The sequence below is a fragment of the Sphaerothrix gracilis Ecp01 genome (assembly GCF_030405905.1).
In the GTDB taxonomy this organism is placed as follows: domain Bacteria; phylum Cyanobacteriota; class Cyanobacteriia; order Phormidesmidales; family Phormidesmidaceae; genus Sphaerothrix; species Sphaerothrix gracilis.
In genome coordinates, this window is sequence record NZ_JASATW010000003.1 from 275,564 (window position 1) to 300,073 (window position 24,510).

The window sequence follows — 24,510 nt, forward strand, 5'->3', positions numbered from 1 at the left end:
TTTTTCCGCCTAGCTGTTGGGATTCTATCGCAGCGGTGCTAAGGCTCAAATAGCTGACCGACCAGTTTGACAACGTTTTGCCGGGGCAGCAGGCGCGGCAGGGCAGCGACAACTTTGTTGCTAAAGCTGCCGGTGACAACTGTGGACTGGCCCTGCTTTAGCGCCTTGAGCGCGTCTTTCACTACCTCTTCGGAGGAGTCATAGTTTTGCCCCATGCGTTCTGCCATCGAGTCTGGAAAATTAGCGCGATCGGCAAACTGCGTGCGTGTCGGCCCCGGACAGACAGCTAAGACTTTAATACCCTTGTCCTGATTTTCTGCCCACAGAGCCTCGCTAAAGCTAAGCACAAACGCCTTGGTTGCAGCGTAGATAGACATGTAGGGAATAGGCTGAAAGGCCGCGGTCGAAGAAACGTTGATGATACAGCCTGATTGCTGCTGCAGCATCGCGGGCAGAAACTGATGGGTCAAGTCCACTAGCGCCATCACGTTAAGCTGCACCATTTGCAGGTGCGTTTGCCTGTCTACCTGAGCAAACTCCCCGTAGCGACCAAAGCCAGCATTATTAATCAGCCAGTCTACAGTTAGCCCTTTGGCGGCGACTGCTGCCGCAACGGCCTCAGCCGCGTTGGACTCCGTCAGGTCTTGGGTAATTACGTGGGCTTGAATATCATGCTGAGCGGCCAGCTGCTGGGCGATCGCTTTTAGCTGCCCTTCTGAACGGGCCACCAGCACAAGATCGTATTTTCGGGCGGCGAGGGCACGGGCGAAGGCAGCCCCAATCCCGGCTGAGGCTCCTGTAATTAGAACAGTTGTCATCTAGTTACCTTCAAGCCTTATACAACAGGTAGCTCAGCCACATCCGACCCCATAGACGAAATCACAGTTTGGGCAAAATCAGCCTTCTCTTTGGGGCTGAGCGCCTGCAATGACTGCCAAAGGGTTTTAGCCTCATCTGTCAGCGAGTATTCACTGGGAGGCGTGACGGCTGCGCGCTGCTCTGCGGCTTGAGCCAACTCGTACCAGAAAGCTAGCTGCATATTGCGATCGAGGCTGTTGTAGCCGCGACCAAAGCGGGTATCCGCGCCCGCCACAATATCCCGCATGATGGCAAGGCGGCTGGTTTTATCTATCTGCAGAAACTCCTGCAAAAATAGCTGGGCTGTCTGTGGCATCATCTGCTCAGAAGTTTCCACTTCTTCCTGCTTCTCCATCTGCTGAAAGATTTGCCACAGCAAAAAAAGCTGATTGTCTACAGATAGCTGTTTGAACTGTTGGGTGAGATTTTTCATCTGGGACTGGTCGGTTGCCATAGGTTTTGCTTCCTCGATTCGCTGAGTGACTTGAGCAGGTTGTTTTTAATCTGCAGCAGAGATCGCTGTTGATGGGTTCAGTTACAAAGCCAAGCATCTCCGTTAGCTTGAGCATCACGAGAACTCAGATCTCTGCTTTAGCAGCAAATTAACGCCTAATCGCAGCTACAGACATCCTGCTGGAGACGGGAACTCCGGTTTAGTTATCCCTAAGACCAGGGTTCTAGAAAATCGGGATACAGGGTCAGTCCACCATCGATGAACAGGGTTTGTCCGGTGATGTAGCTGGCTTCATCCGAGGCAAGAAAAGCCACAGCCGCCGCCATCTCTTCCGGATTGCCTACCCGCCGCATGGGAATATGAGCCTCTACCTTAGCCCGTTCATCCGGCTTATTGGCCCAGTCATTGATTGGGGTTGCGGTGGCACCGGGGCCAATCGAGTTGATGCGAATGCCCTTGGGCGCATACTCCAGGGCCAGCGTCCGGGTCATGTTTTCCAACCCGCCTTTACTGACGGAATAGCCCACATACTGAGGTCGGGGAATAATTTCGTGGACGCTGGAGTTGTTGATAATGATGCCGGGCTTGTCCTGGGCTAAAAAATGCTGAATGGCGCGGCGAGCACAGAGATAAGCTCCCTTCAGATTAACGGCTAGCATCCGGTCAAACTTATCAATTTCAATTTCGTGGGAAGGGCCTGACATTTGAATACCGGCGTTGTTGACCAAAATGTCCAAGTCGCCAAAATTCGCCAGCGTTTGCTCAAACATACTGGCGACATCATCTGGCTGGGAGACATCGGCCTGAATCACCATGTCTTTGACGCCGCAGCCCTGAATCTCACCACAGGCCTGATCAATTAGCGCCTGAGTTTCGGCTGCCTCTTCCTCACCGCTGTAGTAGTTGATAGCAACGTTGGCCCCTTCCTGCGCAAATCGCACCGCGATCGCCCGGCCAATGCCGGTAGAAGCGCCCGTCACCAGTACGTTCTTGCCCTTTAGCCCTTTCATAAGCGTCCCCAGTAAAATCCCTGGTTAGCTTACGGCTTTGAGCGCCCTGACACCTCATGCTACAGGTGTAGATTGGAGCGACTAGCCTAAAGGCTAAACTGGCTTAGAGACTAATCGGATCGAGGGCGTATTCCTGCCAGGATCGCTGATAGCGCTCGACAATAAAGGGGCGCAGCACGACCTGAGGTGGACAGCCTGCCCGTACGTCAACTCGGAGAAACGAGTAGGGATGTCGCTTTTGGGAGCCGTGACCGTTACGTCCGGCAAAGCAGTGAGACTTCGCGACCACCCGGCTCTGATCGTCTGTAAGCGCTTCTGTTAGCACTGAGCCCTCGGGTCGCTGCCGCCGCAAACTGTAGCCGCTGCCGCCACAGACGACCCAGTTAAGATGGGCATCCCCGTGACCTGTCTCCGCCGTTTTGAGATATTCAAAGCAGTGGGCGTGGCCAGAGATGATGAGGTTGACCAAGGGCTGACTGGGCGGGCGATCGCCTACCGCCTGATCTACCCCGTCAAGTACCTGCCGCAGCCGCTGCCGAATCGCTAACGTTTGCCCCTGGTACCACTTAGTTGCCTCAGTGACGTAGGGAGGATGATGAAAGTAGATGACTCGGCCTCTGACATCAGGATCTTGCCAGGACTGAATTAGGCGAGTTTGCAGCCAGTTGAGCTGCTCGGTATCCACATCGGACTGCTGCCGATCGGCGTTGAGCTGCTTTTCAATATCGCGGATTTGCTCCTCAACTTGCTCAACTTTGCCGTAAAGATCGTTGGCTTCATCACTGTCGGCCTCCTCCGGCAGACTTTCTAAGTCGGTAGCCTGGTTTAGCAACTGCTGCTTGCGGCTAATGAGCTGCTGTCGCCGCGCAGTAAGCTGCTGCTGGGTAATCTGCCAGGCCTCTAGATCCTCTAGCGGCAGCGGTGCATTGAAGGTGTTGGAGTCGAGGGCAAAGAAATCAATACCGCCAACGCGGAAAGAATAGTAGCGGTTGGGCAGGCGAGTGAACTTTTCTGGCTGATAGCGTAAGCAGCAGTGGCTTGCCGTTTTAGCCGTATAGTGGCGATCGAGGTGGCGGTTGAGGGCGTCTCCTTCTTTGGTCAGCAAGTAGTCGAGGAAAGCCCTAGCATAAGCATCACCCTTGCGAGAACCATGCCAGCCTACGTCAAGATCGAGCTGGTAGCGCAGCAGCCGCCGGACGGGGAGTAGCGACTGGGCGATCGCCCCGAAAACAAAAGGCAAATCGTAATAGTCATGATTGCCGGGGACTGGCAAGAAGGGGTAGTTGAACACCATGCGATCGTAGGCAATCTGATCGGGATCTGCCCCGCCAACCAAAAACTCCCGGTAGGGCTGAATAAAATTTTGTGGGTATTGTTCACTAGAGCCAACCAGATAGATCACATCCCCCGTGTGTAAGACGAAGCGACACTGATCTCGCTGCTTCAGCAGGCTTTTGGCCACCTGGCGCTGAGGATTGTCGCCGCGATGGTAGCCAGAACCGCTGTCGCCAATGACCAAAAAGGAAAATTCAGGATTGTCCGTATCCGGTGCTTCAATAACTAGCTGGGTCTGATCAATTTCTCGCTTGAGTACAGACGGATGCTGCCAGCGGACACGCTCCTTCATGCGGTCGATCTTAAGCGCGATCGCCGGATCGGTGACAAATTTCATTCAGTTCAAAAAATAGCAAGTTTTAAATATAAAAGTCTGATAACGCTACAAAGGCAGCCGGTAAAGCTGTTTTGCCAAAACAGGATATTTCCTGGCAAAAGCGTTTCAAAGCTAAATTAATATATATACGAATGAATGACGGTGGTAAAGCACCCTGAGGTTAATCTTAAACTGGGCCGGATTGAGGAGTATGAGCAGAAAGCACCTGCCTAAGCAAAGCAGCGAGCCTTGGCCTGGTTAGCTTTAACATACTGGTCAATTAGCTGCTGGGCCTCCATCTCAGAAGCGACAGAGTAATTAACAGCAAAGCGATGACGTTTCTTTTGGCAGCTTGTCGCTGTAGCGGGTTCCCAAAGCTTCAACCGGAGCCTGCCATTAATATTAACCAACTGATAGAAAACGGTATGTCTTTTCATGAGTTGAGGTTTTAATAACTTTTTTAGATGATAATATTACTGACTTTGAAAAGCCTCTATCTTTATACGTAACTCTAGATTCAACTATCGCTTTCGTTAAAACTAACTAATAAGAACAAGCGGCTCAAACCCGGAGATTACCTAACTTCGTTCATTTGCTATCGAAATATACTGACTTGCTTCAAAAAGCCTTTATAAAGTCAGCTTAATTTTAAAATCACTGTGAATCCAAATTAATTTGGGAACTTTTTGTGAGGCAAACTTATCAATATAATTTGGCCTTTACTTAACTTTTGGAAGCAATCGAAATCTTAAGCGCCTTAATGGAGCGATCGCCTTCGTAAATCACTGATTGAGAGGATATATCCAGAGATAGACGTTTTGAGGGTGGGCAACTCTATAAGCTTATGAAGTGTAAAGGAAGCTTCACTGGCTGACTAAGTCTCAGTGAAACTTCTGTAAAAACTTAATCAAAGCTCTAAGGAGAAAACGTTATGTCTGAATCAGATAAAGAAGGTAAGAACACGCCTTTAGAACCCGGTTCTCGTCGCACAGGACAAGGTGCACGTAGCTCCGATGCGCGTGAAGGCGCTAAGCCGGAAGCCCCTGGCGATAAAGGCAACAAACCTGGCGATCCCAACCAGGGCACTGAAGCTCGCTAATTTGGGATTCACCGCTAAATTTAGTGACTAACTGAATTCAACAGCTTCTCTCATCTGAGGGAAGCTATTTTTTTGAGGCTGTTTGCCCAGTCTTTTCTTCTTGATCCTGCTGCTCAATAATTTCTCGCTGTCGGGCGATCGCGGCTTGATGAGCCAGTTCCCCACCCAGTCCTGAATCGCGCTCATCTAGGCTAGAGAGCACATCCGAGCGGCCATACAAAATCAGCGTGTCGTTAGGACGAATAAAGTAGCGTCCCTGGGGTACACCAATATAGCGCCCACTCTCTCGCTGAATGCCTAGGACGATAATCCCTTCCTGATTTAGCCGCAGAGCAGACAGCTTTTGATTGGCTAGCCAGTCTCCCTCTTCCACCACGAACTCAGTGACCCCATAGTCTCCCACCAACCGCAGCAGACTGACATAGTCTCGCACGTCTAGTTTGGTGTACTTCCGCAGAATCCAGTAAGTGAGACGAGCAATTAGCTGGTTGGCCCAGTGACTGCTCGCCAGTCCCCAAATCAGCCCTAAGCCAATAGCTAAAAACAGGAGCCGTTGTCCCCAGTTGATGGTGCCGCCGTTGTTTAAGAAAGTGAGCATGAGTGAGGATATGACGGTGGCAATCCCAATGTTGCCCATCAGCATCAGCACCATGATGATGCGCCGCCGCACCGGATGGTTGACCATTTTTTCAGACTCTTGGGTGGTAAAGCCAGCATTGGTGAAGGCGGAGCGAGCCTGAAAACGGGCGATTCCGTGTGATAGCCCCGTGTGAATCAAAGCTACCGTGGCAACTCGCGTAATCAGCATCGATAGGGACAAAACCAGCAGTAGCGATATAACAGCGGCCAAGGCATTACCTCATTTTTTAGGTATTAGTAAATCTGTCTGAATAAACTACCGGGCACAGTAGCAAAAAGTCATAGCCAAAAGACAATTTTTGTCTTCTAGCAAAAGTCAGATTTTCAGAGCGAGTTGCTGACATTTTCAGACGGCAGTAAAGGCTAATCCATCGCAGGTGAGAAGTCAACTCGGCTCCTTTGAACGATGGAATTTTTCATTTTCTCTGACAAGCTTAAAGTAGCTATTTCTTTGACAAAGAATTATTAAAAGTATTCCAAATCTGAAATGACAAATCAAGGCTTTCAATCAGATCAGCTAGCTACAGAGCAAAATTCTCAGCTAGGGCATGGAAAACTTCTGTTTGGCGCGATCGCGCTGTCGGCAACTATGTTCAGTTTAGGCTTTGGCGTTACTCGTCAGCTACTAGCCCACAAAGCAACAGAGATCAGTAGCCTGATTCCCCAGAACCATTTAGCGCAGCAGCTAGAGCCAGCCCGCTGGGAAAAAACGGCCTATCGCCTAGCGCTGCAGGAGAGCCATCCGTCTGCGGCCAAAGCTGAGATGATGAGTCAGATAGAAGGCGGCCAATGGAGCGATCGCTTTACCGCTGAATTTTCTGATTTGAGTATTTAGTCGCTTTTTGGCCCCACAAATTTTTTGATTTATTTAAGTCAGTAAACACAGATAAAAGAGGCCGTCGAAGCTGTCGGAGACAGCCGCAATGTCCCACGCCGTCGAGGCTTGAGACGTTACCGCAGGCGATTAGTTTACTACTTAACCAACCTAAAATTTACCTCTTGCGACAGACGCTAATAACTCGAAAATCTGTCAGAAAGTCGTTACTTTTTAGCCTCGCTCAGCGATAGCTTGAATAAGCAGCAAGCCTTATTAAAATTTAAGACCGAACCGATGAATATTATTTCTATAGCTAAATCTCTACCCCTGGCGATCGCTGTTTTAGCCCTACCTGTCTCAGCCGCCCTAGCTGCTCCCAATACTGCAGCCACTTCAGGCTCCAAGCAAACGGCAGACCTGACCGGCGACGAGAACTATGATCAGTACATGCGGTTAGGCTATGCGGCCCAGCAGCGAGAAGACTATGCCGCAGCAGCCACTTATTTTCGTAATGCTCTTCACTTTAACCCCAATGATCGCGCCGCAGTGATTGCCTACTGGAACGTCATTGACGCGATGAATCAGGATAGTCAAGACCTGCCACTCTATGATCAGTACATGGAAATGGGCTATGACGCCACAGACGCAGGTGACTATCTCACCGCGCAGAACTACTTTCAGCAAGCCCTAGATCAACGCCCCGGCGACTACTACGCTACTCAGGCTCTCCGTAATGTAGAAACTTATCTTGCCAGAGGTGAAGGCGCTAATTCTACGGCAGGGCAGGCTGAAGACGTTACTGCGCCTGCGGCTGCTTACCCAGGAGAAACCCCTTACGATCGCTACATGCGTCTAGGCTACGCGGCCCAGCAGCAGCAAGAGTACCTCACGGCTCGCTCCTATTTTAGAAGCGCCCTTTATGAGCGCCCGAACGACCGACAGGCCACTATTGCCTACTGGAACGTGGTTGACGGTCTACAGGACGGCGACGCTGGCCTAGGCACACTAGAGACTGACACTGAAGCTTACGATCGCTTTATGCGCCTGGGCTACGACGCCACTGCGCGAGGCGACTATACCCGCGCCTTAAACTTCTTTCAGCAAGCCCTGGAACAGCGCCCCAGCGACTACTACGCTACCGAGGCGATCGCTAACGTGCAAACTTATATCAATCGATAGGGCGCTTTAAACCAGCCGTCTTACCCCAGGTAGATGCTCTCAAACCCCAATTTCTATAGGGTTTGGGAGTATTCAAGCTGAGGCTTATCATGGATTCTCAACAGGCTAGCTGGATAGAAACTGTCAGCCGTTTAGGCATAGCCGTCAAGGGCATTGTCTACGGGCTGATTGGCATTCTGGCGGCACAGGCGGCTTTTGGGGCCGGGGGCAAAACATCTGACACTAAAGGAGTGCTGACAACGATTCTGAATCAGCCTTTTGGACAGCTCATGCTCGTTTTGATTACGATTGGGCTATTTGGTTACGCTATTTATCGTTTTACAGAAGCTTTTTTAGACATTGAAAACAAGGGCACCGACGGCGAGGGACTGGTACATCGCCTCGGTTATTTCTGTAGCGGCGTTGTCTATGCCGGTTTGGGGGTGAGCGCTGTACGGCTGATCATGGGTTCAGGCGGCGGTTCTTCCGGCGACAGCTCAACGCAGGACTGGACAGCTAAGCTAATGTCTCAACCGTTTGGCCAGTGGCTAGTGGCGGCAGCAGGCGTTATCACCTTAGGCATTGCCTTCTATCATTTTTATGAAGCTTTTTCAGCTAAGTTTCGTCGTCAGCTCAACTGGGCTGAAATGAGTGATACTGAGCGCACCTGGGCCATTCGCTTAGGCCGCATCGGCCATACGGCTAGAGGCGTCACGTTTGTCATTATTGGTGGATTTCTAATCAGAGCTGCCATCACTGCCGATCCCAGCGAAGCGCGGGGACTTTCTGGGGCGCTGCAGACGCTACAGCAGCAGGCTTACGGCCCGTGGCTGCTAGGGCTAGTCGCCATCGGACTGGTGGCTTACGGTGTCTATCTAGAGGCCAAGGCTCGCTATCGCCGCATTGCAGTTAATTAGTGTTTTATAGGTATTGTGATGAGCTTCAAACGCCTGTGGCGACTGCTAAAGGAAACGTTCAAGGAGTGGCAGGAAGACGATGCTTCCCGCTTAGCAGCCGCGCTGGCCTACTATACGGTGTTCTCGTTGGCCCCTTTATTGATTCTGGTGATTGCGATCGCCGGTATGGTTTTTGATGCCAGTGCGGCCAGAGAGCAAATTGTGAATCAAATTCAGGGCCTTGTAGGAGCCGATGGGGCTTCCGTAATTGAAACCGCTATTGAGAATGCCAATCGACCGGGATCCAACAGCGGCCTGATTGCTACTCTAATCAGCCTAGGCATTCTGCTGTTTGGCGCTTCTGGGGTTTTTGTCCAGCTCCAGGCTTCGCTCAATCAGGTCTGGAACGTGAAGGCTAAGCCGACGGAAGGGCTGATGAACCTGATTCGCAAGCGCTTTCTCTCCTTTGCCATGATTCTAGTGATTGGCTTTTTGCTGCTAGTTTCGCTGGTGCTCAGCGCCGCTCTGTCTGCTCTGAGTGCCTTTCTCAATAGCTGGATTGGCAATCTGAGCTGGCTGTGGCAGTTAATCAACATAGCCCTCTCGATCGGGGTGATTACGCTGCTCTTTGCCATGATTTTCAAGTATCTGCCTGATGTCAAAGTGACCTGGCGAGATGTCACAACTGGAGCGCTGATTACGGCTATTCTGTTTACGCTGGGCAAGTTTCTCATTGGCCTCTACTTGGGCAACAGCAGCTTTGGCTCCACCTACGGCGCGGCGGGTTCAATTGTGATTTTGCTGGCCTGGATCTACTACTCAGCCCAGATTTTGTTTTTTGGGGCGGAGTTTACGCAAGTTTACGCCAGGCGCTATGGCTCTCAGATCGTGCCAGATGAACACGCTGTCAGATCTTGAGCGATCGCCTCAATTTAGCTTATCTTTGAATACCCTGGGGTGGGGTTGCATCCGTTCTAGGGTAGGCTAATATTATTTTTAAAAATGCATTGTCGAGCTTAAGAGGTAGTAGCCATAGCTAAGCAACAGCTAATCAATCGTCAAATTAAGTCTCCTAAAGTTCTGCTAATCGACCATGAAAATAACAATCGTGGTCTGGTAGATACCCGCGAGGCTTTGCATCTGGCTGAAGAGGTTGGACTTGACCTTGTGGTTGTTTCTCAGGGTAAAGATTCTCCAGTTGCTAAAATTTTGGACTATGGCAAGCACCAGTATCAGCAGAAAAAGCGGCAGCGCCAAAGCTCCAAGCCCACTGTAAAAGAGGTCAAGCTGCGTCCCAACATTGGCGAGTCTGACTATCAGCTCCGCATTGATAAGGCTGTGCAGTGGCTCGGCAAGGGTGACTCAGTTAAGTTTTTGATTCGCCTGCGCGGACGGGAACACCAGCACCGCGATCGGGCGGCAGAACTGCTCGATCGGATTGTCCAAGATTTGGGTGAAGCCGGGAAAGTGCAGTCTTTAGATAGACGCGCGCTAATGGTTCAGGTAATTCCGGCTTAGCCTCAGCCAGGGGTGGGCTAGATAAGGCTGGCCCGCCTGCCGCTCGTTCAGGGCATTTGCTGATAGGGCGGGTGGCGGTAATACTTGGGAAAAGCATCGAGTCGCACATGCAGCCAGTAAACCCCCAAACCGGAAGTGCTAACCCATAAGGGCTGCTGGCCGTACTCATTGAGCAGCCGCGCCACGCTGCGCCCCACCACTTGCCAAAGCGCGTGCGTTTGGGGCATTGGGGCCGATCGCACGAAGGCAGCTAGATGGGCATATTGCTGCTGCTGACTGCCCCGGCAGGGGACGACCAGCAGCGTGTCCCCTTTCAAATTGGGAAACGCCTGCACTTCATCGCAGCGCTCCGCGTGGAGATAGTCAGCAAAGGCTTGGGGATCGGCTGTCACTTTGGCCAGTTGAGGGCTGTCAATCAGGCAGCATTCAAAGGGCTGCTGCAGCGTTGCCTCGCTCAGGGGTGGCGTTTCCCAGAAAAAAGCCTCATAGGGCATGTGGGCTAAAGCCTGGGTGAACACCTGGCGGAACTCGGCTGTCTGCTGCCAGCCAGCGAGGACATCACACCAGCGCAGAGCAGCCTGGGTTTTAGCCAGACTGAGCCATAGCCGCTGGCGATCGCCCGCGATCGCCTCGCAGTTGACGACAAACTTACCTTGCTCAGAGTAAAAAGGAAAACCCATATTGATTGAGTTGTGATCTCAGTCACGATTAACGCTTGTGTTCGTCACGCCAAAACTGCCTCAACCGTCACATTGAAGCGGCGTTATTGTCACAGTGACAGCGCCCTAGCATCACGGAAATTTTGAGGCAGGTCATGGATACTAACAATATCCCCCAAGATTCATGCTCTACCCCGATATGTACGCTCAAACCGCAATTTCTGTTTCTGCCCTCGAACAGCTAGTTGATGAAATTCGTCTCTCTCGTAAGATTACCCGTCAGCATCAGTGGTTACTGATGCGTCTGCTAGGCAGCCGGGTCGCCTTGAGTGCTCGCCAAACCGATCTGGTGAGAAAAGTTCATGAGTGGTTGCAGCAGGGTCGCATCCGCGTTGTTGATTAGCTTATTTTTCGGAGTCTGTGATGGCAAAGCCTTGCTGCGCCCCGCTTAAAACAAATCCTTTTATTTCCCAGCGCGATCCCAAAACTGGGCGGTGGCAGGTGATTGTCATCCAAAGTAAGGGGCATATTCGCTGGCAATCGCCGCAGAAATCACCGGCTTGAAGAGGAACCTCGTATTGCCTTGTATCTGATCTAAAGTGCCGCAATCAGGGCCGATAAGGCCCGATCTTCAGAAGGCGTTACTTTGCGATCGATTAGCGCAATACTGACGGCTTTGGGCAGGGCGATCGCCGCCACATCATCATCTAGCGTTTCCATCAGCAAATCTAAGGACTGCGGCACTTTCAGCGCCACCTCAATCCCCTGTCTTAAAGAGGCTTCAAATCCCATCGCCTGGAGCTGAGCATCAACCGTCGGCCAGTCAACAGTGCCATCAGGGCTGCCGACTTGAATCACATAAGCCAGCAATCTTTGTAGCTGCGACTGCTGCTTGGGACTAAAGTTGGCGATCGCCTGCAGCTCGCTTTGTTCGTCCGTTTCTGAACGGATATGCTGCAGAATCTTTTGCCAATCAGTCAGGTCACAGGCCTCCGGCTTGCCCACCGTAAGGCTAACTTGGATCTGGTGCGAGTTAGCGGCTAGCTGGGTAACTTTGGCCTCAACCCCTAAAAATCCTAGCCACTGGGAAATCGTTTTAATCAAAACGGGGCGCGTTGCGTGGCTGCCAGCTAAAAGCCGGATTTGGGTACGCACCATTGGACGGACGATTTGAGTCAGCATAGGAGAGAACCAGCCAGACAAGTAACATCTGATTTACAGATTAAAGTAGCTCAGACCCACCGTTTGGCAATCTAGGCACAATCTTAAGCATCTAGCAAGCTTTGCTTCAGCTTAGCCAGCCAGGAGTGGCGAAAAGCGCTGGCGATTGGCAGGCTGCGATCGCTTCAGATGAATCTCAAAGCGCTGATCCACAAATCCGCCAGCGCTGTCAATCCGCCGCACAACTACTTCATACTGGGTGTCAAGATCGGCTTCGCTAAAGCGGTGATTGAGCAGCAGCAGCTCATCTTCCCTCAATACAAAGCGCTGGCTGGCATCGTCAATCAGCGAGTAACGGTATGACGCTCCGGTGTATAGGTCATTGGTTAGCAGCGTTGCTACGGGGGTTTCGCCGTCCCGACTAGAAAGGGCTTCGCCGCTAGGCAAGTTAACGCTAAGAATGCGGTTCGCGCTGGAGCGGCGCGATCGCGGCGGCGTTTTAGGCGGCTGCTTAAGCTTGAGCTGCGGCAGCAGGCTGGCGGGGCGCAGTTTGGGAAAATTTCTGCTAAAGCGGCTGAGGCGAATCACGCTGCTTGAGGTCTGCTGGGCAATCAAAATCCAGCCGCCGATGTGAATAATTCCCCAAACCAAAATCCAGCGTTCTTTGGCGCTGTCTTCCTCTAGCTCACTCGTTGCGGGGACTGCCAACAGCGGCGAGGGCTCGGAGGTCGGCACGACAGGAGAAAGCGGGGCCGCCGTCACGGTCAACGGAGCGGCTACGGGGTCAGGGCTGGCTGGCTGGGGAACTTCTGTAGGAGCGATCGCCTCTGTAGTATTATCTGCGTCATCGGGGGTCTGCGGTCGCGCCTCAGTTAACGCCGGAGTCGTCTGGGGTGGCTGGTTTGTCTGGCGAGGCGGGGCTTTTGTCAGAGCGGCCCAGGTGTTAGCACCGACGATACCATCGGCCTTGAGGCCGCGATCGCGCTGAAAAGCAAGCACAGCCGTATGGGTAAGCTGCTCATAGCGTCCGTCTACCGGGCCAGGACGATAGCCAAGCTGCTGCAGTTGGGTCTGCAACTGGCGCACCTCAGCGCCCCGGCTGCCCAATCGCAAGCGCGGCTGAGGCTGGGCTGGGGCAGCTGCTGTCGAGGCAGACAAGGCAGGCTGCTGGGGTTCCGTTTCTGTGACTGGAGGATTAACCGCCACCTTAGCGGTAAATTTCAGCACCGGGTTAGCCGCTAGCACCTGGACGGCTGAGCGAATTGCATAAGCCCCAGACCAGTCCGGCGACAGGGCAATTTCAGGAGAGGGACAGCCCGCAATCGGTTTGGGTGAACTGGTTTCAGTCTGCTCAACGCTGCAAATCGGCTGATTGGCAGCGGCGTCAGTTTTAGCAGGGGGCTGAGTGCATTGGGTACAGCTAAGCAGCAGCGAAGCAGGATCAAGCATAGATCTGGGGACTGCTAACGTCCTTTTAGAACAACCAAACTTGGTAGATACCCAGCTATCTCGCTTATGAAAAGTCTCAATACGTCAGACAGCGCGCCTTACCCTGTTTCAGCCGCTATCTGATTAAGTTGTCACTGGCTGGCGGCTCAAATCCGCCCGAAGCTTTTGACTTAGCAACAACTTTGTAGGTAATACTAGCAGACTTTATAAACTACGGCATCAAATTAAAATTTCAGGATCACAACTGCGGTCTGGGGCTAGCTGCCGGTAGCGCTGGGCACTGGCTGGCGATGGTGTCTGGGGGGTCGCCGCCAGAAATTAGACCGATGAACGCTAGAGTACGGGTAGCCCCAGGGCTTGCCACAGCGATCGCCGCATAATGTCAACGGGAGCGGGCTGCTGTAGCCAAATTTCGAGCGCCGCCGCCCCCTGCTGCACCAGCATTTCCAGGCCATCGATAGTATGGACCCCTTGTTGGGCTGCCTGCTGGAGAAACCGGGTCGGACTAGGCGTATAAATCAGGTCATAGGCGATCGCCTGTGGCCTCAAACAGTCAGCGAGAACTGCGTCCAAAGGCGAGGCGTCAGTTTGAGGGTGCATACCCAAAGGCGTGGCGTTAACCACTAAGTCCGCTTCAGGCAAAAGTTTTGGCAAAGCCGACCAGGAATAGACGGCCAGAGGCGGCTGCTTCACCGCATCCTGCCAGCTTGCCTGAAACTGCTCTAGTTTTTCAGGACTACGACCGACCACCTGAATTTCCTCGCAGCCAAGCTGACTGCAGCCAGCCACAACCGCCCTAGCAGCCCCGCCGTTACCTAAAATCACGGCCCGCCGCCAGGAGCGCTGTAGCGATCGCAGCGGGGCCAAGAAACCGACAATGTCGGTGTTGGTGCCGCTCCAGCCAGACTCCGTACGCCAGACCGTATTCACCGCCCCCACGGCCTGGGCCACGTCAGATATCTCTGTCAGCAAGGACATAATCGTTTGCTTGTGCGGAATGGTGATGTTGAACCCCCGCAGACCGATGGCCTCAAAGCCTGCGATCGCTTCTGGCAGGCGATCGCGGGATACCGGCAGCGGCAGATAGACAAAGTCAGCGCCGAGATGGGCGATCGCGGCGTTGTGCATCACAGGGGAGAGGGAATGTTCGACGGGCTGACCGATGACGCCCAGGAGTTGAGTGGTTCCGGTGATCACGAGCAGATTCCTATGCAGCGTTTGCTATAGACTGTAGCGGATTGGCGTAGGCTGACAGCAAGGGGGCGATCGCCTACGGTCTGAGAAGAAGCGGGTGGCATATGCCAGAATCGAGATCAGGGTAGGTGTGAACACAGCACGAGGTATGCCAAAGACGCTGTTAGCTGGGCGCTATCAAATTGTGCGAACCCTGGGGGCGGGTGGGTTCGGGCAGACCTATGTGGCTCAAGATTTACAGCAGCCTCAGCAGCCTCCGTGCGTAGTGAAGCAGCTTCAGCCGGCTAGCCATGATCAGCAGTTTTTACAGGTGGCGCGGCGGCTGTTTGACACTGAAGTTAAAACCCTGCGGCGCTTGGGTCAGCACGACCGCATTCCTCAGCTGCTGGATTCGTTTGAAGAAGGTAATGAGTTTTATCTAGTCCAGGATTTTATTGATGGCGTGCCCCTCAGCGTCGAGTTTAAGCAAAGCGATCGCCTCAGCGAAGCGCACGCGATTGAGCTACTGCGCGACGTGTTAGAGACGCTGCAGTTTGTCCATAAAAATCACGTCATTCACCGTGACATTAAGCCAGAAAATCTAATTCGCCGCCGCCGCGACGGCAAGCCCGTCCTGATCGACTTCGGCGCGGTTAAAGAAATTCGCACTCAGCTCGTCTCTGGTCAGCAGAGTACGGTTACGGTGGGTATCGGCACCCAGGGCTATACGCCCCACGAGCAGCTCGTGGGTAAACCCCGCTACAACAGCGATCTCTATGCCCTGGGCATGACTGTGATTCAGGGCTTAACGGGCAAGCTGCCAGCCGATCTGCTGGAGCATCCCCAAACGGCAGAGGCCATCTGGCAAGATCAAACCGCCATCAGTGATGGGCTGAAAGTGCTGCTCAGCAAAATGGTGCGCTATTCGACCTACTATCGCTACCAGACGGCTGAGGACGTGCTGCGAGATCTCGATCGCTTAGATAGCCTGGCCCAAGAAGCGGCCAGCCTCAGCCACAACACCGCCCCCTGGCTAGAAAGTTCAGAACCGCTGCCGCGCCGCTTGTTCAAAGGGATGCGCAGCGTCGCCATTGCCAGTCTGGTGGCCTGTGGGTTAGTCCTGGGTGTCCGTCAGCTTGGGGGCTGGCAGCCGCTGGAGCTCAAATTTTACGACCTGATGGTGCAGCGCCAGTCTCGCCTAGCACCGGATCCACGGCTGCTCATTGTCGAGATTACCGAAGCTGATTTACGCCGGCTGCAGCGATCGACCCCTTCAGATCAGGCGATCGCCCAGGCCATCAATATTTTGCAGCAGCATCAGCCTAGAACCATTGGCCTAGATCTGCACCGCGAAATCTCTCAGCCTCCCGGTCAGGCCGAACTGCTGCAGGCTCTGGCCGCCGACAATACCATCGCTATTACCAAGCTCGGCAATGAAGCCGCTGAGTCGATTCCGCCACCGCCAACGGTGCCGCCTGAGCGGGTCGGCTTCAATGATTTTCCGTTGGATCGCGACAATACGGTACGCCGCAACTTGCTATTCGCTAGCGCCAGTGACGACCCAAACGCCTCGGTACTTTACTCCCTGGGGCTGCGGTTGGCCTTGCAGTATTTAGCAAAGGACGGCATCCTACCTGAACCCAGTCCGGTCAATACCGATTACATGCAGTTAGGGGCGGCTACTTTCTATCCGCTGCGCGCTAGCGCTGGCGGCTATCAAACCGTTGACGACCGTGGCTATCAAATCCTGCTGAACTATCGCGCTGCCGTTGAGGTTGCCCCACGACTGTCGCTAACGCAGGTCCTCAACCAGGCGTTTGAGCCAGACTTAGTCCAAGATAAAGCGGTGCTGATCGGCATGACCGCCAGCAGCGCCAAGGACTTGTTTTATACGCCCTACAGTTCAGCTCAGCGGGAGAACGTGCAGATGCCAGGGGTGATTCTGCACGCCCAGATGACCAGCCAAATCCTGAGCGCTGCTGCGAGCGATCGCCCCCTCACTCGTTACTGGCCGGAATGGGCAGAAATTGCCTGGATGGGCGTTTGGGCGATCGCGGCTGGCAGCTTGGCCTGGTGGCTGAGGCATCCGCTAGTTTTGGGACTGACCGAAATTGCCGTGGTCGGAGTGATTGTGGGGACAAGCTGGCTGCTGTTTAGCCAGCAGATTTGGCTCCCTGTCATAGCGCCTTTGAGCGCGGTGGTCCTCTCAGGTAGCTTCATAGTTCTCTACCGGGCCTATCGCAATCAGCCCCTATCAACCCTGCTGGTACAGACCACCCTGCCCTACGAAAATTCCCAGCTAGGTCGTTACTAGTCCATGTTCCAGGGCATAGCGCACTAGCTCAGTGCGGCTGTTAGTGCCGGTCTTGCTGAATAGGCGACTGACGTATTTCTCGACATTGCGGACGCTGGTTTCCAGGCGGCGGGCAATTTCTTTGTTCATCAGACCTTCTGCTACCAGGTCTAAAACGCTCTGTTCCCGTGGCGTCAAATCGATGCGGATGGGGGCTGGAGTTTGAGCGATAGAGCCGCGCTGGGTCAGCAGCGCTTTGATTTCCTCAATCTGGCGGGCCATCGCGGCAATATCCGGCACGTCCCCACTGGCCTGAGACTGAGTAGTGCGGCGACCCTTGAGATTGCTAACGACAGCTACCAGTTCTTCCGGATCGAAGGGTTTCGGAATATAGGCATCGACCCCGGCGTTATAGCCCTGAATGCGATCGCTGGTCATGCCCCGCGCCGTGAGGAACACCACTGGCAGCGACTGAAAGCGTACATCTTCACGCACCTGCTTCAAAAACTCAAAGCCGTCTACCTGGGGCATCATCACGTCCGAAATCAGCACGTCTGGAGTGGACTGCTGCAGCTTTTCCCAGCCTTCCTTGGCGTTGCTGGCGACCTCTACATTGAAGCCGCTATCTTCTAAGTAAGCCTGAACCGCTTCGCGCAGGCCGGGTTCATCATCCACTAACAGAATATTTCCAGGTTGTTCTGACTGCTCGGCCATAAAAAGTTTGTATATACGTTTGACTCTCCTCTAATCTAACGAAATTTGGAACCGTCCCATAGCCCCATGCCCCAACTACAGCCCTGGAAACGCCTGCGATCGCGCTGGGCCTTGAATCATCGCTGGTGTCGGGTGCGGCAGGACACAGTAGAGCTGCCTGACGGCAAGCTAATTGATGACTATTTTGTTAACGTGCGCCCGGACGTAGCGATGGTGCTGCCGTTGCTGCCGGATGAGCGCGTCCTGTTTGTGCGGCAGTATCGTCATGGGGTGCAAAAACTGCTGACGGAGCTGCCTGCGGGCACGTTTGATCCGCAGCAAGAGTCGCCCACGGCGGCGGCACTGCGGGAACTGCAGGAGGAAACTGGCTACAGTGCTGACCATCTCACCCCCCTCGGCACCCTCTACGACAATCCGGTGAAAGACACAAACCAGATTCACCTGTTTTTGGCTGAGGCGGCTTACCCGGTGGGGCAGCAGCAGCTAGACATTACAGAGGCGATCGCCCTGGTTTTGATTCCCCTGAGTGAAATTTCGCAGCGGATTGCTCAGGGCGAGCTACAGGTCGCGGGTACCGTGGCGGCGCTGATGTTGGGGCTACAGGTGTTGACAGAAAAACGCCAGCGGCGCTAGGAGGCTTCCTGGACGGCTTCGGTTGTTGTGTCTATTGCCTCTTCGGTGACTCGCTGCATCAGCAGAGCGGCAATCACCATACAGCAGCCGCCCAAAGTCAGGGCCAAGAGGCGATCGCCCTGGAGCAGATGAGCCATGATCCAGCCCAGCCCCAGCGACATAATAATTTGGGGCAGCACCACAAATCCGTTGAAAATTCCCATGTAAATGCCGCTGTCGCTGTCTGAGAGATTGTCCATCAGCAGGGCGTAGGGAATTGACAAAATGCTAGCCCAGGCAATGCCTACCCCGGTCATGGCTATCAGAATGTGGTACTGATTGTGAATCAGCAAGAGGGAAACCAGGCCCGCTGCGCCACAGAGCAGGCAGAGAGTGTGGAGCAGCACGCGGCCCAGTCGCCGACTCAGCAGCGGCAGCAGCAGCGAAAAGAGCAGGCAAACCAGGTTGTAAAAAGCGATGCAAACGCCTGCCCACTCAATGCCGTGAGCATACCTGAGGGAATCTTCGTTGGTCGCGCCCAAGATATTCTGAGCTACCGCCGTGGGGAAATACAGAAAAATGCAGTACATCCCAAACCAGGTAAATACCTGCACCCAGGCCAGCCGCCGCATTAGCAATGGCATAGAAGTCACGGCTTGAAAAATGGACTTGAGCGTGGAGCCAACTCCCTCTGATTCCTGCAAAGTCCCCGTCTCAAACTCAGCCGGAGGCGGTTCTTTGACCGAGAAAAATGTCCACAGCGTACCGCTCAAACACATAGCCGCACCTAAGCCGTAAGAGATCCGAATCGTCAGCGGCACTGCCGCCTGCTCTGCGGCGCTAGACACGTCAAAAAAGGTACTTAAAATCCAGGGCAGCGCCGCCGCAATCACGGCTCCGGAACCAACACAGAGACTCTGCAGCGCGTAGCCCAAAGTGCGCTGCGATCGCGGCAGCATATCTCCTACAAACGCCCTTGCCGGAGCTACAGCAATATTGGTGGTTGCTTCCAGGGTCCAGTGCAGTATCGCCGCCATCCATAGAGCCGAGGCGTTAGGTAGCAGCAGCAGTGTCATCGCGCTCAGAACTGCCCCTACTAAAAAATAGGGCTGTCGCCGCCCTAGGCGATTCCAAGTTTTGTCACTCATGCGCCCAACGACGGGCTGGACTAATAAACCTAAGACGGGTGCTCCCAGCCACAGCAGCGGAATTTGACTGACAGACGCACCTAAACATTCAAAAATAGCGCTGGTATTAGCGGTTTGTAGACCAGAGCTGATCTGAATGCCCCAGAAACCTAGACTGATGTTGAGGAGCTGAGCGTAGCTGAGGCGTTTTTGCTGCAAAAGAAGGTAACCGACGAGAGAACACAGATCCGCAGCTTGATCATGCTGTTCTTTTCACTCGCTGCAATCTACAAACAGGTAGAAATGTAATTAAGACCCGTAGCGCGGCTGAGAAGCAAGCATCCACAAACGACACTGTAGGGAACTGTTGGGCACAGCCGTATCGCAGCATTTTGCAGGACTTTGGTGCATTGCGCGATCGCAAATGCATCCCTCAAATATTAGGTCTTTCTGGTTAAGACTTGGAGCAAATTTCTAAAACCACTGAAGCAGCCGGATGCTCTCGCTGCAGGGATTCGGCTAGCTGGGTATTCAAATCTTTGAGAATTTGCTTTAGCTTGTACAGCTCAGCTGTATTGAGATCGTAGTCAGCTAAATCCAAACAGGCTTTAGCGCTGACCAAAACTATGTCCTGACTGGAAGATTGACTGGTTTCGACAGCTACCAGCAGATCCTCGACGACCTGAAGCTGCTCAGTTTTGGGGTTCAGCATACTGAAGTTGCGTTTTGTAAAAAAATGTTTATCTTGCCACTAGTGTATTCATCAATTCCAATAAATCTAATCACGCCGAAGATAGACTTTTAAAAACATGTCACTCTCTCCAGACATATTTCCAGGCTGAGTAAGATAGATATTGCTAGAGATCGCTGCAAAGTATTAATTTTTGTCTATATTGAAGAGCTGTAAAAATTATGGTCGGGGAATTTTCGCAAACCTATCCCCCTGCCCCCTGGCAGCTAATTGGAACAGCCATTCAGACCCTGCAGCCAGTGAGTCTAGCGCGATCGCGCTTTTTTATTCCTGACCAGTTTGACATCGTGCAGATCTGGCCGGGGAAGACCCTGGGAGGACTGTATTTTGCCCAGTATGTAACTGGCTCAACGCTGACCTACCAGGAATTGATTGTGATTTCCGGTCTGGTACGCTACGCCGGTAAGCTAGGCTTCTGGATCTCTCACATCTATGTAGACAATCTAGCTTCTGTGGCTGGCGGTCGCCAGATTTGGGGCTTACCTAAAGAGGTAGCAACTTTTACCTGGGAGGCGGAGCCGCTGCAGGTGGGGGCGGAGCAGTCAGCGATCGCCCTTTGTGAGTTGACAGCTCAGGCTGCGCCTCCGCGACTGCCGCTGCAGCTACCCGTAGCCGCCTTTGGTCAGCAGCTAAAACAGCGGCTGTGGTTTACCGCGATCGCCCGGTTCCAGCTACAGTGGCTGAGCGCTGTGCAAATTCAGGTGCCTGCCGCGAGTCCTTTTGCCAGCCTACAGTTAGATTCCCCCTGGCTAACCTTTCGCTTAAAATCGCTGCAGCTTGAGGTGAATCCGCCTCAAAGACTCGACTGAGCTGTTACTGCGATTACTCATGTCTGTTTCGCCCAAAACAACCCAGATTTTACTAGCGGTAATTGCGACGGTGCTGGTGGTTTGGGCACTGAAGGCGACTCGTCCGGTGACCATGCCGCTGGCCTTCGCCTTTTTTATTGCTGTGCTGGTGCATCCCCTACAGCGATCGCTCAATCGCCGCCTGCCGCGCTGGCTGACTCTGATTATTATCTTGCTTTTACTGGCGGGAGTATTGGGCATTGCCGTGGGGGCGCTGGAAATCAGCGTTGACCTGATTCAGCCGAAGCTGCCGGAGTATAGCGATCGCCTGCAGCAGCTACTTAGTACAGTCGTTGAGCTGGCTAGGCAGTACGGTCTGCCCGTCTCAGATAATCCGCTCCAGTCCCAGGGGTCATCGGGGCAGCTCACCGGCAGAGCCATTGGCGGCATTCGGTCCCTGCTTTCGGCTTTGAGCCTGTTTGTGCTGGTAGTGTCGCTTTTGGCCCTGTTGCTGCTGGAGGTGGAAGCGTATCGCAAAAAGGTGCAGCGAGGCTTCCCAGCGGCGGTAAGTGCAAAAATTATGGATGCGACGGCTAGCATCAGCGGTAAGCTGCGGCGCTATCTGTGGGTGATGACCTTTACCAGCTTGCTCACTGGGATTCTCACCTGGCTGTGGTGCCTAATTCTAGGCGTCGATTTAGCCTTTGTCTGGGGACTGATTGCCTTTGTGCTGAATTTTGTGCCCACCCTCGGCTCAATTATTGCCGTGATTCCGCCGACGCTGGTAGCGTCTATCTTCGACGGGGCGGCTCGCGGCATCATCACGCTGGTGGGACTGGCAACGATTCAGGTGATTTTGGGTAACTTTGTAGATCCAAAGCTGCAGGGCAGTTCGCTTCAGCTTTCTCCCTTTGTCGCCCTGTTCTCAATTGTGTTTTGGGGCTGGGTTTGGGGGATTCCCGGCGCGATTTTGGGGGTGCCGATGACGGTGGCACTGGTGGTGCTGTGCGGCGAGTTTGAGGCTACACGCGGCATTGCCGTCCTGCTGGGCGAGCAGGGGGCCTCTTACACTTCCAAGAGCTGACGCAGCTTCGGTTCAAAGGGGGGCAGAATCACGCCTTTTTCGGTGATCAGGGCGCTGATATAGGCGGCGGGGGTAATGTCAAAAGCCGGATTGAACACAGCGGTTCCGGTGGGAGTAATGGTGCGATCGCCTATCTGGGTGATCTCTTCAGGGCTGCGCTGCTCAATCTCAATTTGATCGCCACTGGCGAGGGCAATATCCACCGAGCTGAGCGGACAGGCCACATAGAACGGGACCTGATGCGCTTTAGCCACAATCGCCAGATTGTAGGTGCCAATCTTATTAGCCACGTCGCCGTTTGCCGCCACGCGATCGCAGCCGACAATGCATAGATCAATCGAGCGGGTACGCATTAGGTAGCCAGAGGCCGAGTCAACAATTACCGTATGGGGAATGCCGTACGCCTGTAGTTCATAAGCTGAAAGGCTCGCCCCCTGCAGCCGGGGCCGGGTTTCGTCTAAAAAGGCGTGAACCTGTTTGCCTTGTTCATGCGCAATCCGAATTGCCCCTAATGCCGTACCGTAGTCTACGGTTGCCAGCGCTCCGGTATTGCAGTGGTGCATAATCTCAGCCGGGGAGGGAATCAGCGACTGGGCCTGAAGACCAATTTGGCGATTAATTTCCACATCTTCGCTATAGAGCTGCTGAGCTGCCTGCTCCAGCACTCGCCGCACATCCTCTACAGCAGGAGTCAGCACGGCTTCTACCTGCTGCAGCATTCGCTTCAGCGCCCAAGAAAGATTTACGGCGGTCGGTCGGGCCTGCTGCAGATGGGCCGCCGCTTGGCGTAGCTCAGCCTGCATGGCCTCTACGGTCGCCGCCTTGCTCTGCTGCGCGGCCAGCACTAAACCAAAAGCCGCCGTCACCCCAATGGCCGGGGCACCCCGCACTACCATGTCTCGAATCGCCGCTGCCACGGCCTCGTAGGTGTGGAACTCGGCATAGACCGTCTCGTGGGGCAGCCGCCGCTGATCTAGCAGCCGCAGCGTCTGACCTGTCCATTCAATACTGCGAAAAGGAGGCATAAGAAAGCAGCTTATCCAGTGCAGTTTAACAGTCTAGCTTTTTGCGCCGCTCAGGTTCAGGGCTAGCTCAATTTGCTATGCTAATTTTCCGGCTGCGATCGCCCTGAGAAATTTGTCATGCTCAATTCAACCGATCTGCGAGAATCTCTGTCCTGGGTGATTGGCGATATTCACGCTAAGGGCTGGGCGGCTGGCACCGGCGGCAACTTTAGCGCGGTGCTAGAGCGACAGCCCCTGAGACTCTTGATGTCTCCCAGCGGCGTAGACAAGGGACTGGTGCGATCGCAGGATCTGATCGAGATTAGCGAACGGGGGCAGGTCGTTGCGGGGACAGGCAAAGCCTCGGCTGAAACCCTGCTGCATTTAGCCATTGTGCAGGCCACGGGGGCCGGAGCCGTTTTACACGCCCATTCCGTGTTCAATACGCTGCTGTCGCGGCATTTTGAAGCTGAGGGCAAAATTGCGATCGCGGGCTACGAAATGCTGAAGGGACTGAGCGGCATCACCACCCATACCGCCAGCGTAGCCCTGCCTATTTTCGCTAACCATCAGGATATGGCCTATCTGAGCCAGCAAATTCAGCCCTTGCTGACGACAGCCCCCTACGGCTTTTTGCTAGCAGGCCACGGCCTCTACGCCTGGGGGGAGACTTTGTTTGAGGCAAGGCGTCACTTAGAAACCTGGGAGTTTTTGTTGGAAATAACCTATCGCGAGATCGCCCTGAGTAGTCAAATCCCGTCGTAATCACATATCTAGCCGATAGACGCTCAACAGACGATCACTCCCCGTAAGGGCAGGTTTGGCTAATCAACCCTCAATAAGCAATCGCCCCTCTCCAAAACCTGCCCCGACCAATCACCGTAAGATCCCTGTAAGGGTAGGTTTAGCTAGCGGCCTCTCAAGAGGCGATAAGCTCCATACAAAACCTGCCCCGACTGCCCAACTGTCCCGACTAAGACCAATCCCCGCGTAAGAACGTATCTAACCGATAAACTCTATAAAGACGATCAATCTTATACAGACCTGCCCCCCTTATCATGGCAACGCTGACTATTCCAACTGAAAACCGCACTCTGACTGAATCGTTAGATATTAAAAACTATCTAGACACCCTCAATATTGGCTATGCTCGCTGGCAGCCGGATCAGCCCCTAGCGGCATCAGCAACTGCCGCCGAAGTGCTAGCCGCCTATGACGACGAAATTGCCGTCCTCAAAGAATCAGGTGGCTATACAACCGCCGACGTGATTGATATCACCCCTGACACCCCCAATCTCGACGCCATGCTGGCTAAATTCAGCCAAGAACATTGGCACGATGAAGACGAAGTTCGCTTTACCCTCGAAGGGCGGGGACTGTTCCACATCAACCCTGAAAACGGCCCCGTAATTCGGGTTGAAGTTGGCCCCGGCGATCTGCTACTGGTACCGCGCGGTACCCATCACTGGTTCGATCTCTGCCGCGATCGCCGCATTCGAGCCATTCGCCTATTCCAAGATCCCAATGGCTGGACACCCCACTACACCCACAGCCAGAAAGAGCAGCAATATCAGCCCCTCTGCTTCAGCGCTTAG

The 24,510-nt window shown here is 53.7% G+C and carries 27 protein-coding genes; 14 read left to right on the forward strand and 13 right to left on the reverse strand.

Features of this window, described 5'->3' with window-relative positions:
* Positions 1-38: 38 nt before the first annotated feature.
* From QJQ48_RS04775 to QJQ48_RS04790, 4 genes are all read right to left on the reverse strand, one after another.
* Positions 39-818 carry an SDR family NAD(P)-dependent oxidoreductase gene (locus QJQ48_RS04775; protein ID WP_346290054.1) on the reverse strand — a complete coding sequence of 260 codons (780 nt, stop codon included), beginning with the start codon at positions 816-818 and terminating at the stop codon, positions 39-41.
* Positions 819-835: 17 nt separating this feature from the next.
* On the reverse strand, positions 836-1,312 hold the full coding sequence (locus tag QJQ48_RS04780) for an orange carotenoid protein N-terminal domain-containing protein (RefSeq protein ID WP_346290055.1): 477 nt from the start codon (positions 1,310-1,312) through the stop codon (positions 836-838).
* Between the two features lie 209 nt (positions 1,313-1,521).
* Positions 1,522-2,322, reverse strand: a complete 801-nt coding sequence (locus tag QJQ48_RS04785) for a glucose 1-dehydrogenase (RefSeq protein WP_346290056.1) — start codon at positions 2,320-2,322, stop codon at positions 1,522-1,524.
* A gap of 103 nt (positions 2,323-2,425) precedes the next feature.
* Positions 2,426-3,994, reverse strand: a complete 1,569-nt coding sequence (locus tag QJQ48_RS04790) for a metallophosphoesterase (RefSeq protein ID WP_346290057.1) — start codon at positions 3,992-3,994, stop codon at positions 2,426-2,428.
* Between the two features lie 910 nt (positions 3,995-4,904).
* Between QJQ48_RS04790 and QJQ48_RS04795 the strand changes: the two genes are divergently transcribed.
* Complete coding sequence (locus QJQ48_RS04795) at positions 4,905-5,072, forward strand: hypothetical protein (RefSeq protein WP_346290058.1); 168 nt, start codon at positions 4,905-4,907, stop codon at positions 5,070-5,072.
* A gap of 64 nt (positions 5,073-5,136) precedes the next feature.
* Here QJQ48_RS04795 and QJQ48_RS04800 read toward each other — a convergent pair whose 3' ends face one another.
* The gene (locus QJQ48_RS04800; RefSeq protein ID WP_346290059.1) at positions 5,137-5,922 is read right to left on the reverse strand and encodes a TrkA C-terminal domain-containing protein; all 786 of its coding nucleotides are present in this window, start codon (positions 5,920-5,922) and stop codon (positions 5,137-5,139) included.
* 276 nt (positions 5,923-6,198) lie between these two features.
* On the opposite strand from QJQ48_RS04800, the gene QJQ48_RS04805 reads away from it, so the two are divergent.
* The 5 genes from QJQ48_RS04805 (at position 6,199) to infC (ending at position 10,100) form a co-directional block, all read left to right on the forward strand.
* The gene (locus QJQ48_RS04805) at positions 6,199-6,546 is read left to right on the forward strand and encodes a hypothetical protein (RefSeq protein ID WP_346290060.1); all 348 of its coding nucleotides are present in this window, start codon (positions 6,199-6,201) and stop codon (positions 6,544-6,546) included.
* A 276-nt stretch (positions 6,547-6,822) separates the two neighbouring features.
* The gene (locus QJQ48_RS04810; RefSeq protein ID WP_346290061.1) at positions 6,823-7,707 is read left to right on the forward strand and encodes a tetratricopeptide repeat protein; all 885 of its coding nucleotides are present in this window, start codon (positions 6,823-6,825) and stop codon (positions 7,705-7,707) included.
* 89 nt (positions 7,708-7,796) lie between these two features.
* The gene (locus QJQ48_RS04815; protein WP_346290062.1) at positions 7,797-8,603 is read left to right on the forward strand and encodes a DUF1206 domain-containing protein; all 807 of its coding nucleotides are present in this window, start codon (positions 7,797-7,799) and stop codon (positions 8,601-8,603) included.
* Between the two features lie 18 nt (positions 8,604-8,621).
* Complete coding sequence (locus QJQ48_RS04820) at positions 8,622-9,500, forward strand: YihY/virulence factor BrkB family protein (RefSeq protein ID WP_346290063.1); 879 nt, start codon at positions 8,622-8,624, stop codon at positions 9,498-9,500.
* Between the two features lie 132 nt (positions 9,501-9,632).
* Positions 9,633-10,100 (forward strand): translation initiation factor IF-3, encoded by a 468-nt coding sequence (gene infC / locus QJQ48_RS04825; protein WP_346290117.1) that lies wholly within the window; start codon positions 9,633-9,635, stop codon positions 10,098-10,100.
* Between the two features lie 47 nt (positions 10,101-10,147).
* Here the strand turns inward: infC and QJQ48_RS04830 are convergent, their stop codons facing one another.
* Entirely contained in the window at positions 10,148-10,780 is a 633-nt protein-coding gene (locus tag QJQ48_RS04830) for a DUF6940 family protein (RefSeq protein WP_346290064.1), read from the reverse strand.
* 163 nt (positions 10,781-10,943) lie between these two features.
* On the opposite strand from QJQ48_RS04830, the gene QJQ48_RS04835 reads away from it, so the two are divergent.
* Positions 10,944-11,162, forward strand: coding sequence for a hypothetical protein (locus tag QJQ48_RS04835; RefSeq protein WP_346290065.1), 219 nt, complete (start codon positions 10,944-10,946; stop codon positions 11,160-11,162).
* A 20-nt stretch (positions 11,163-11,182) separates the two neighbouring features.
* Entirely contained in the window at positions 11,183-11,323 is a 141-nt protein-coding gene (locus QJQ48_RS04840) for a hypothetical protein (RefSeq protein WP_346290066.1), read from the forward strand.
* 30 nt (positions 11,324-11,353) lie between these two features.
* Here the strand turns inward: QJQ48_RS04840 and QJQ48_RS04845 are convergent, their stop codons facing one another.
* The 3 genes from QJQ48_RS04845 to QJQ48_RS04855 form a co-directional block, all read right to left on the reverse strand.
* A complete protein-coding gene (locus QJQ48_RS04845) occupies positions 11,354-11,941 on the reverse strand; it encodes a hypothetical protein (RefSeq protein WP_346290067.1) in 588 nt (195 codons plus the stop codon).
* A 111-nt stretch (positions 11,942-12,052) separates the two neighbouring features.
* The gene (locus QJQ48_RS04850; protein ID WP_346290068.1) at positions 12,053-13,369 is read right to left on the reverse strand and encodes a peptidoglycan-binding domain-containing protein; all 1,317 of its coding nucleotides are present in this window, start codon (positions 13,367-13,369) and stop codon (positions 12,053-12,055) included.
* A gap of 333 nt (positions 13,370-13,702) precedes the next feature.
* On the reverse strand, positions 13,703-14,572 hold the full coding sequence (locus QJQ48_RS04855; RefSeq protein ID WP_346290118.1) for a shikimate dehydrogenase: 870 nt from the start codon (positions 14,570-14,572) through the stop codon (positions 13,703-13,705).
* Positions 14,573-14,711: 139 nt separating this feature from the next.
* On the opposite strand from QJQ48_RS04855, the gene QJQ48_RS04860 reads away from it, so the two are divergent.
* A complete protein-coding gene (locus QJQ48_RS04860; RefSeq protein ID WP_346290069.1) occupies positions 14,712-16,856 on the forward strand; it encodes a CHASE2 domain-containing protein in 2,145 nt (714 codons plus the stop codon).
* Here the strand turns inward: QJQ48_RS04860 and QJQ48_RS04865 are convergent.
* Positions 16,842-17,549, reverse strand: coding sequence for a response regulator (locus tag QJQ48_RS04865; protein ID WP_346290070.1), 708 nt, complete (start codon positions 17,547-17,549; stop codon positions 16,842-16,844). The genes QJQ48_RS04860 and QJQ48_RS04865 overlap by 15 nt on opposite strands.
* Positions 17,550-17,615: 66 nt before the next feature.
* Here QJQ48_RS04865 and QJQ48_RS04870 point away from each other — a divergent pair, with 66 nt between their 5' ends.
* Positions 17,616-18,182, forward strand: a complete 567-nt coding sequence (locus QJQ48_RS04870; protein WP_346290071.1) for an NUDIX hydrolase — start codon at positions 17,616-17,618, stop codon at positions 18,180-18,182.
* On the opposite strand, the gene QJQ48_RS04875 is transcribed toward QJQ48_RS04870, so the two are convergent.
* Together QJQ48_RS04875 and QJQ48_RS04880 are read right to left on the reverse strand one after the other, a co-directional pair.
* Positions 18,179-19,507, reverse strand: a complete 1,329-nt coding sequence (locus tag QJQ48_RS04875; RefSeq protein WP_346290072.1) for an MFS transporter — start codon at positions 19,505-19,507, stop codon at positions 18,179-18,181. The genes QJQ48_RS04870 and QJQ48_RS04875 overlap by 4 nt on opposite strands.
* A 235-nt stretch (positions 19,508-19,742) precedes the next feature.
* The gene (locus tag QJQ48_RS04880; protein ID WP_346290073.1) at positions 19,743-20,000 is read right to left on the reverse strand and encodes a hypothetical protein; all 258 of its coding nucleotides are present in this window, start codon (positions 19,998-20,000) and stop codon (positions 19,743-19,745) included.
* Positions 20,001-20,200: 200 nt separating this feature from the next.
* Between QJQ48_RS04880 and QJQ48_RS04885 the strand changes: the two genes are divergently transcribed.
* On the forward strand, positions 20,201-20,848 hold the full coding sequence (locus QJQ48_RS04885) for an acetoacetate decarboxylase family protein (protein ID WP_346290074.1): 648 nt from the start codon (positions 20,201-20,203) through the stop codon (positions 20,846-20,848).
* A gap of 19 nt (positions 20,849-20,867) precedes the next feature.
* Positions 20,868-21,911, forward strand: a complete 1,044-nt coding sequence (locus QJQ48_RS04890) for an AI-2E family transporter (RefSeq protein WP_346290075.1) — start codon at positions 20,868-20,870, stop codon at positions 21,909-21,911.
* Here QJQ48_RS04890 and mtnA read toward each other — a convergent pair.
* Entirely contained in the window at positions 21,893-22,936 is a 1,044-nt protein-coding gene (gene mtnA / locus QJQ48_RS04895; protein ID WP_346290076.1) for an S-methyl-5-thioribose-1-phosphate isomerase, read from the reverse strand. The genes QJQ48_RS04890 and mtnA overlap by 19 nt on opposite strands.
* Positions 22,937-23,053: 117 nt before the next feature.
* On the opposite strand from mtnA, the gene mtnB reads away from it, so the two are divergent.
* Together mtnB and QJQ48_RS04905 are read left to right on the forward strand one after the other, a co-directional pair.
* On the forward strand, positions 23,054-23,680 hold the full coding sequence (mtnB, locus tag QJQ48_RS04900; protein WP_346290077.1) for a methylthioribulose 1-phosphate dehydratase: 627 nt from the start codon (positions 23,054-23,056) through the stop codon (positions 23,678-23,680).
* Positions 23,681-23,973: 293 nt separating this feature from the next.
* The gene (locus QJQ48_RS04905) at positions 23,974-24,510 is read left to right on the forward strand and encodes a 1,2-dihydroxy-3-keto-5-methylthiopentene dioxygenase (RefSeq protein WP_346290078.1); all 537 of its coding nucleotides are present in this window, start codon (positions 23,974-23,976) and stop codon (positions 24,508-24,510) included.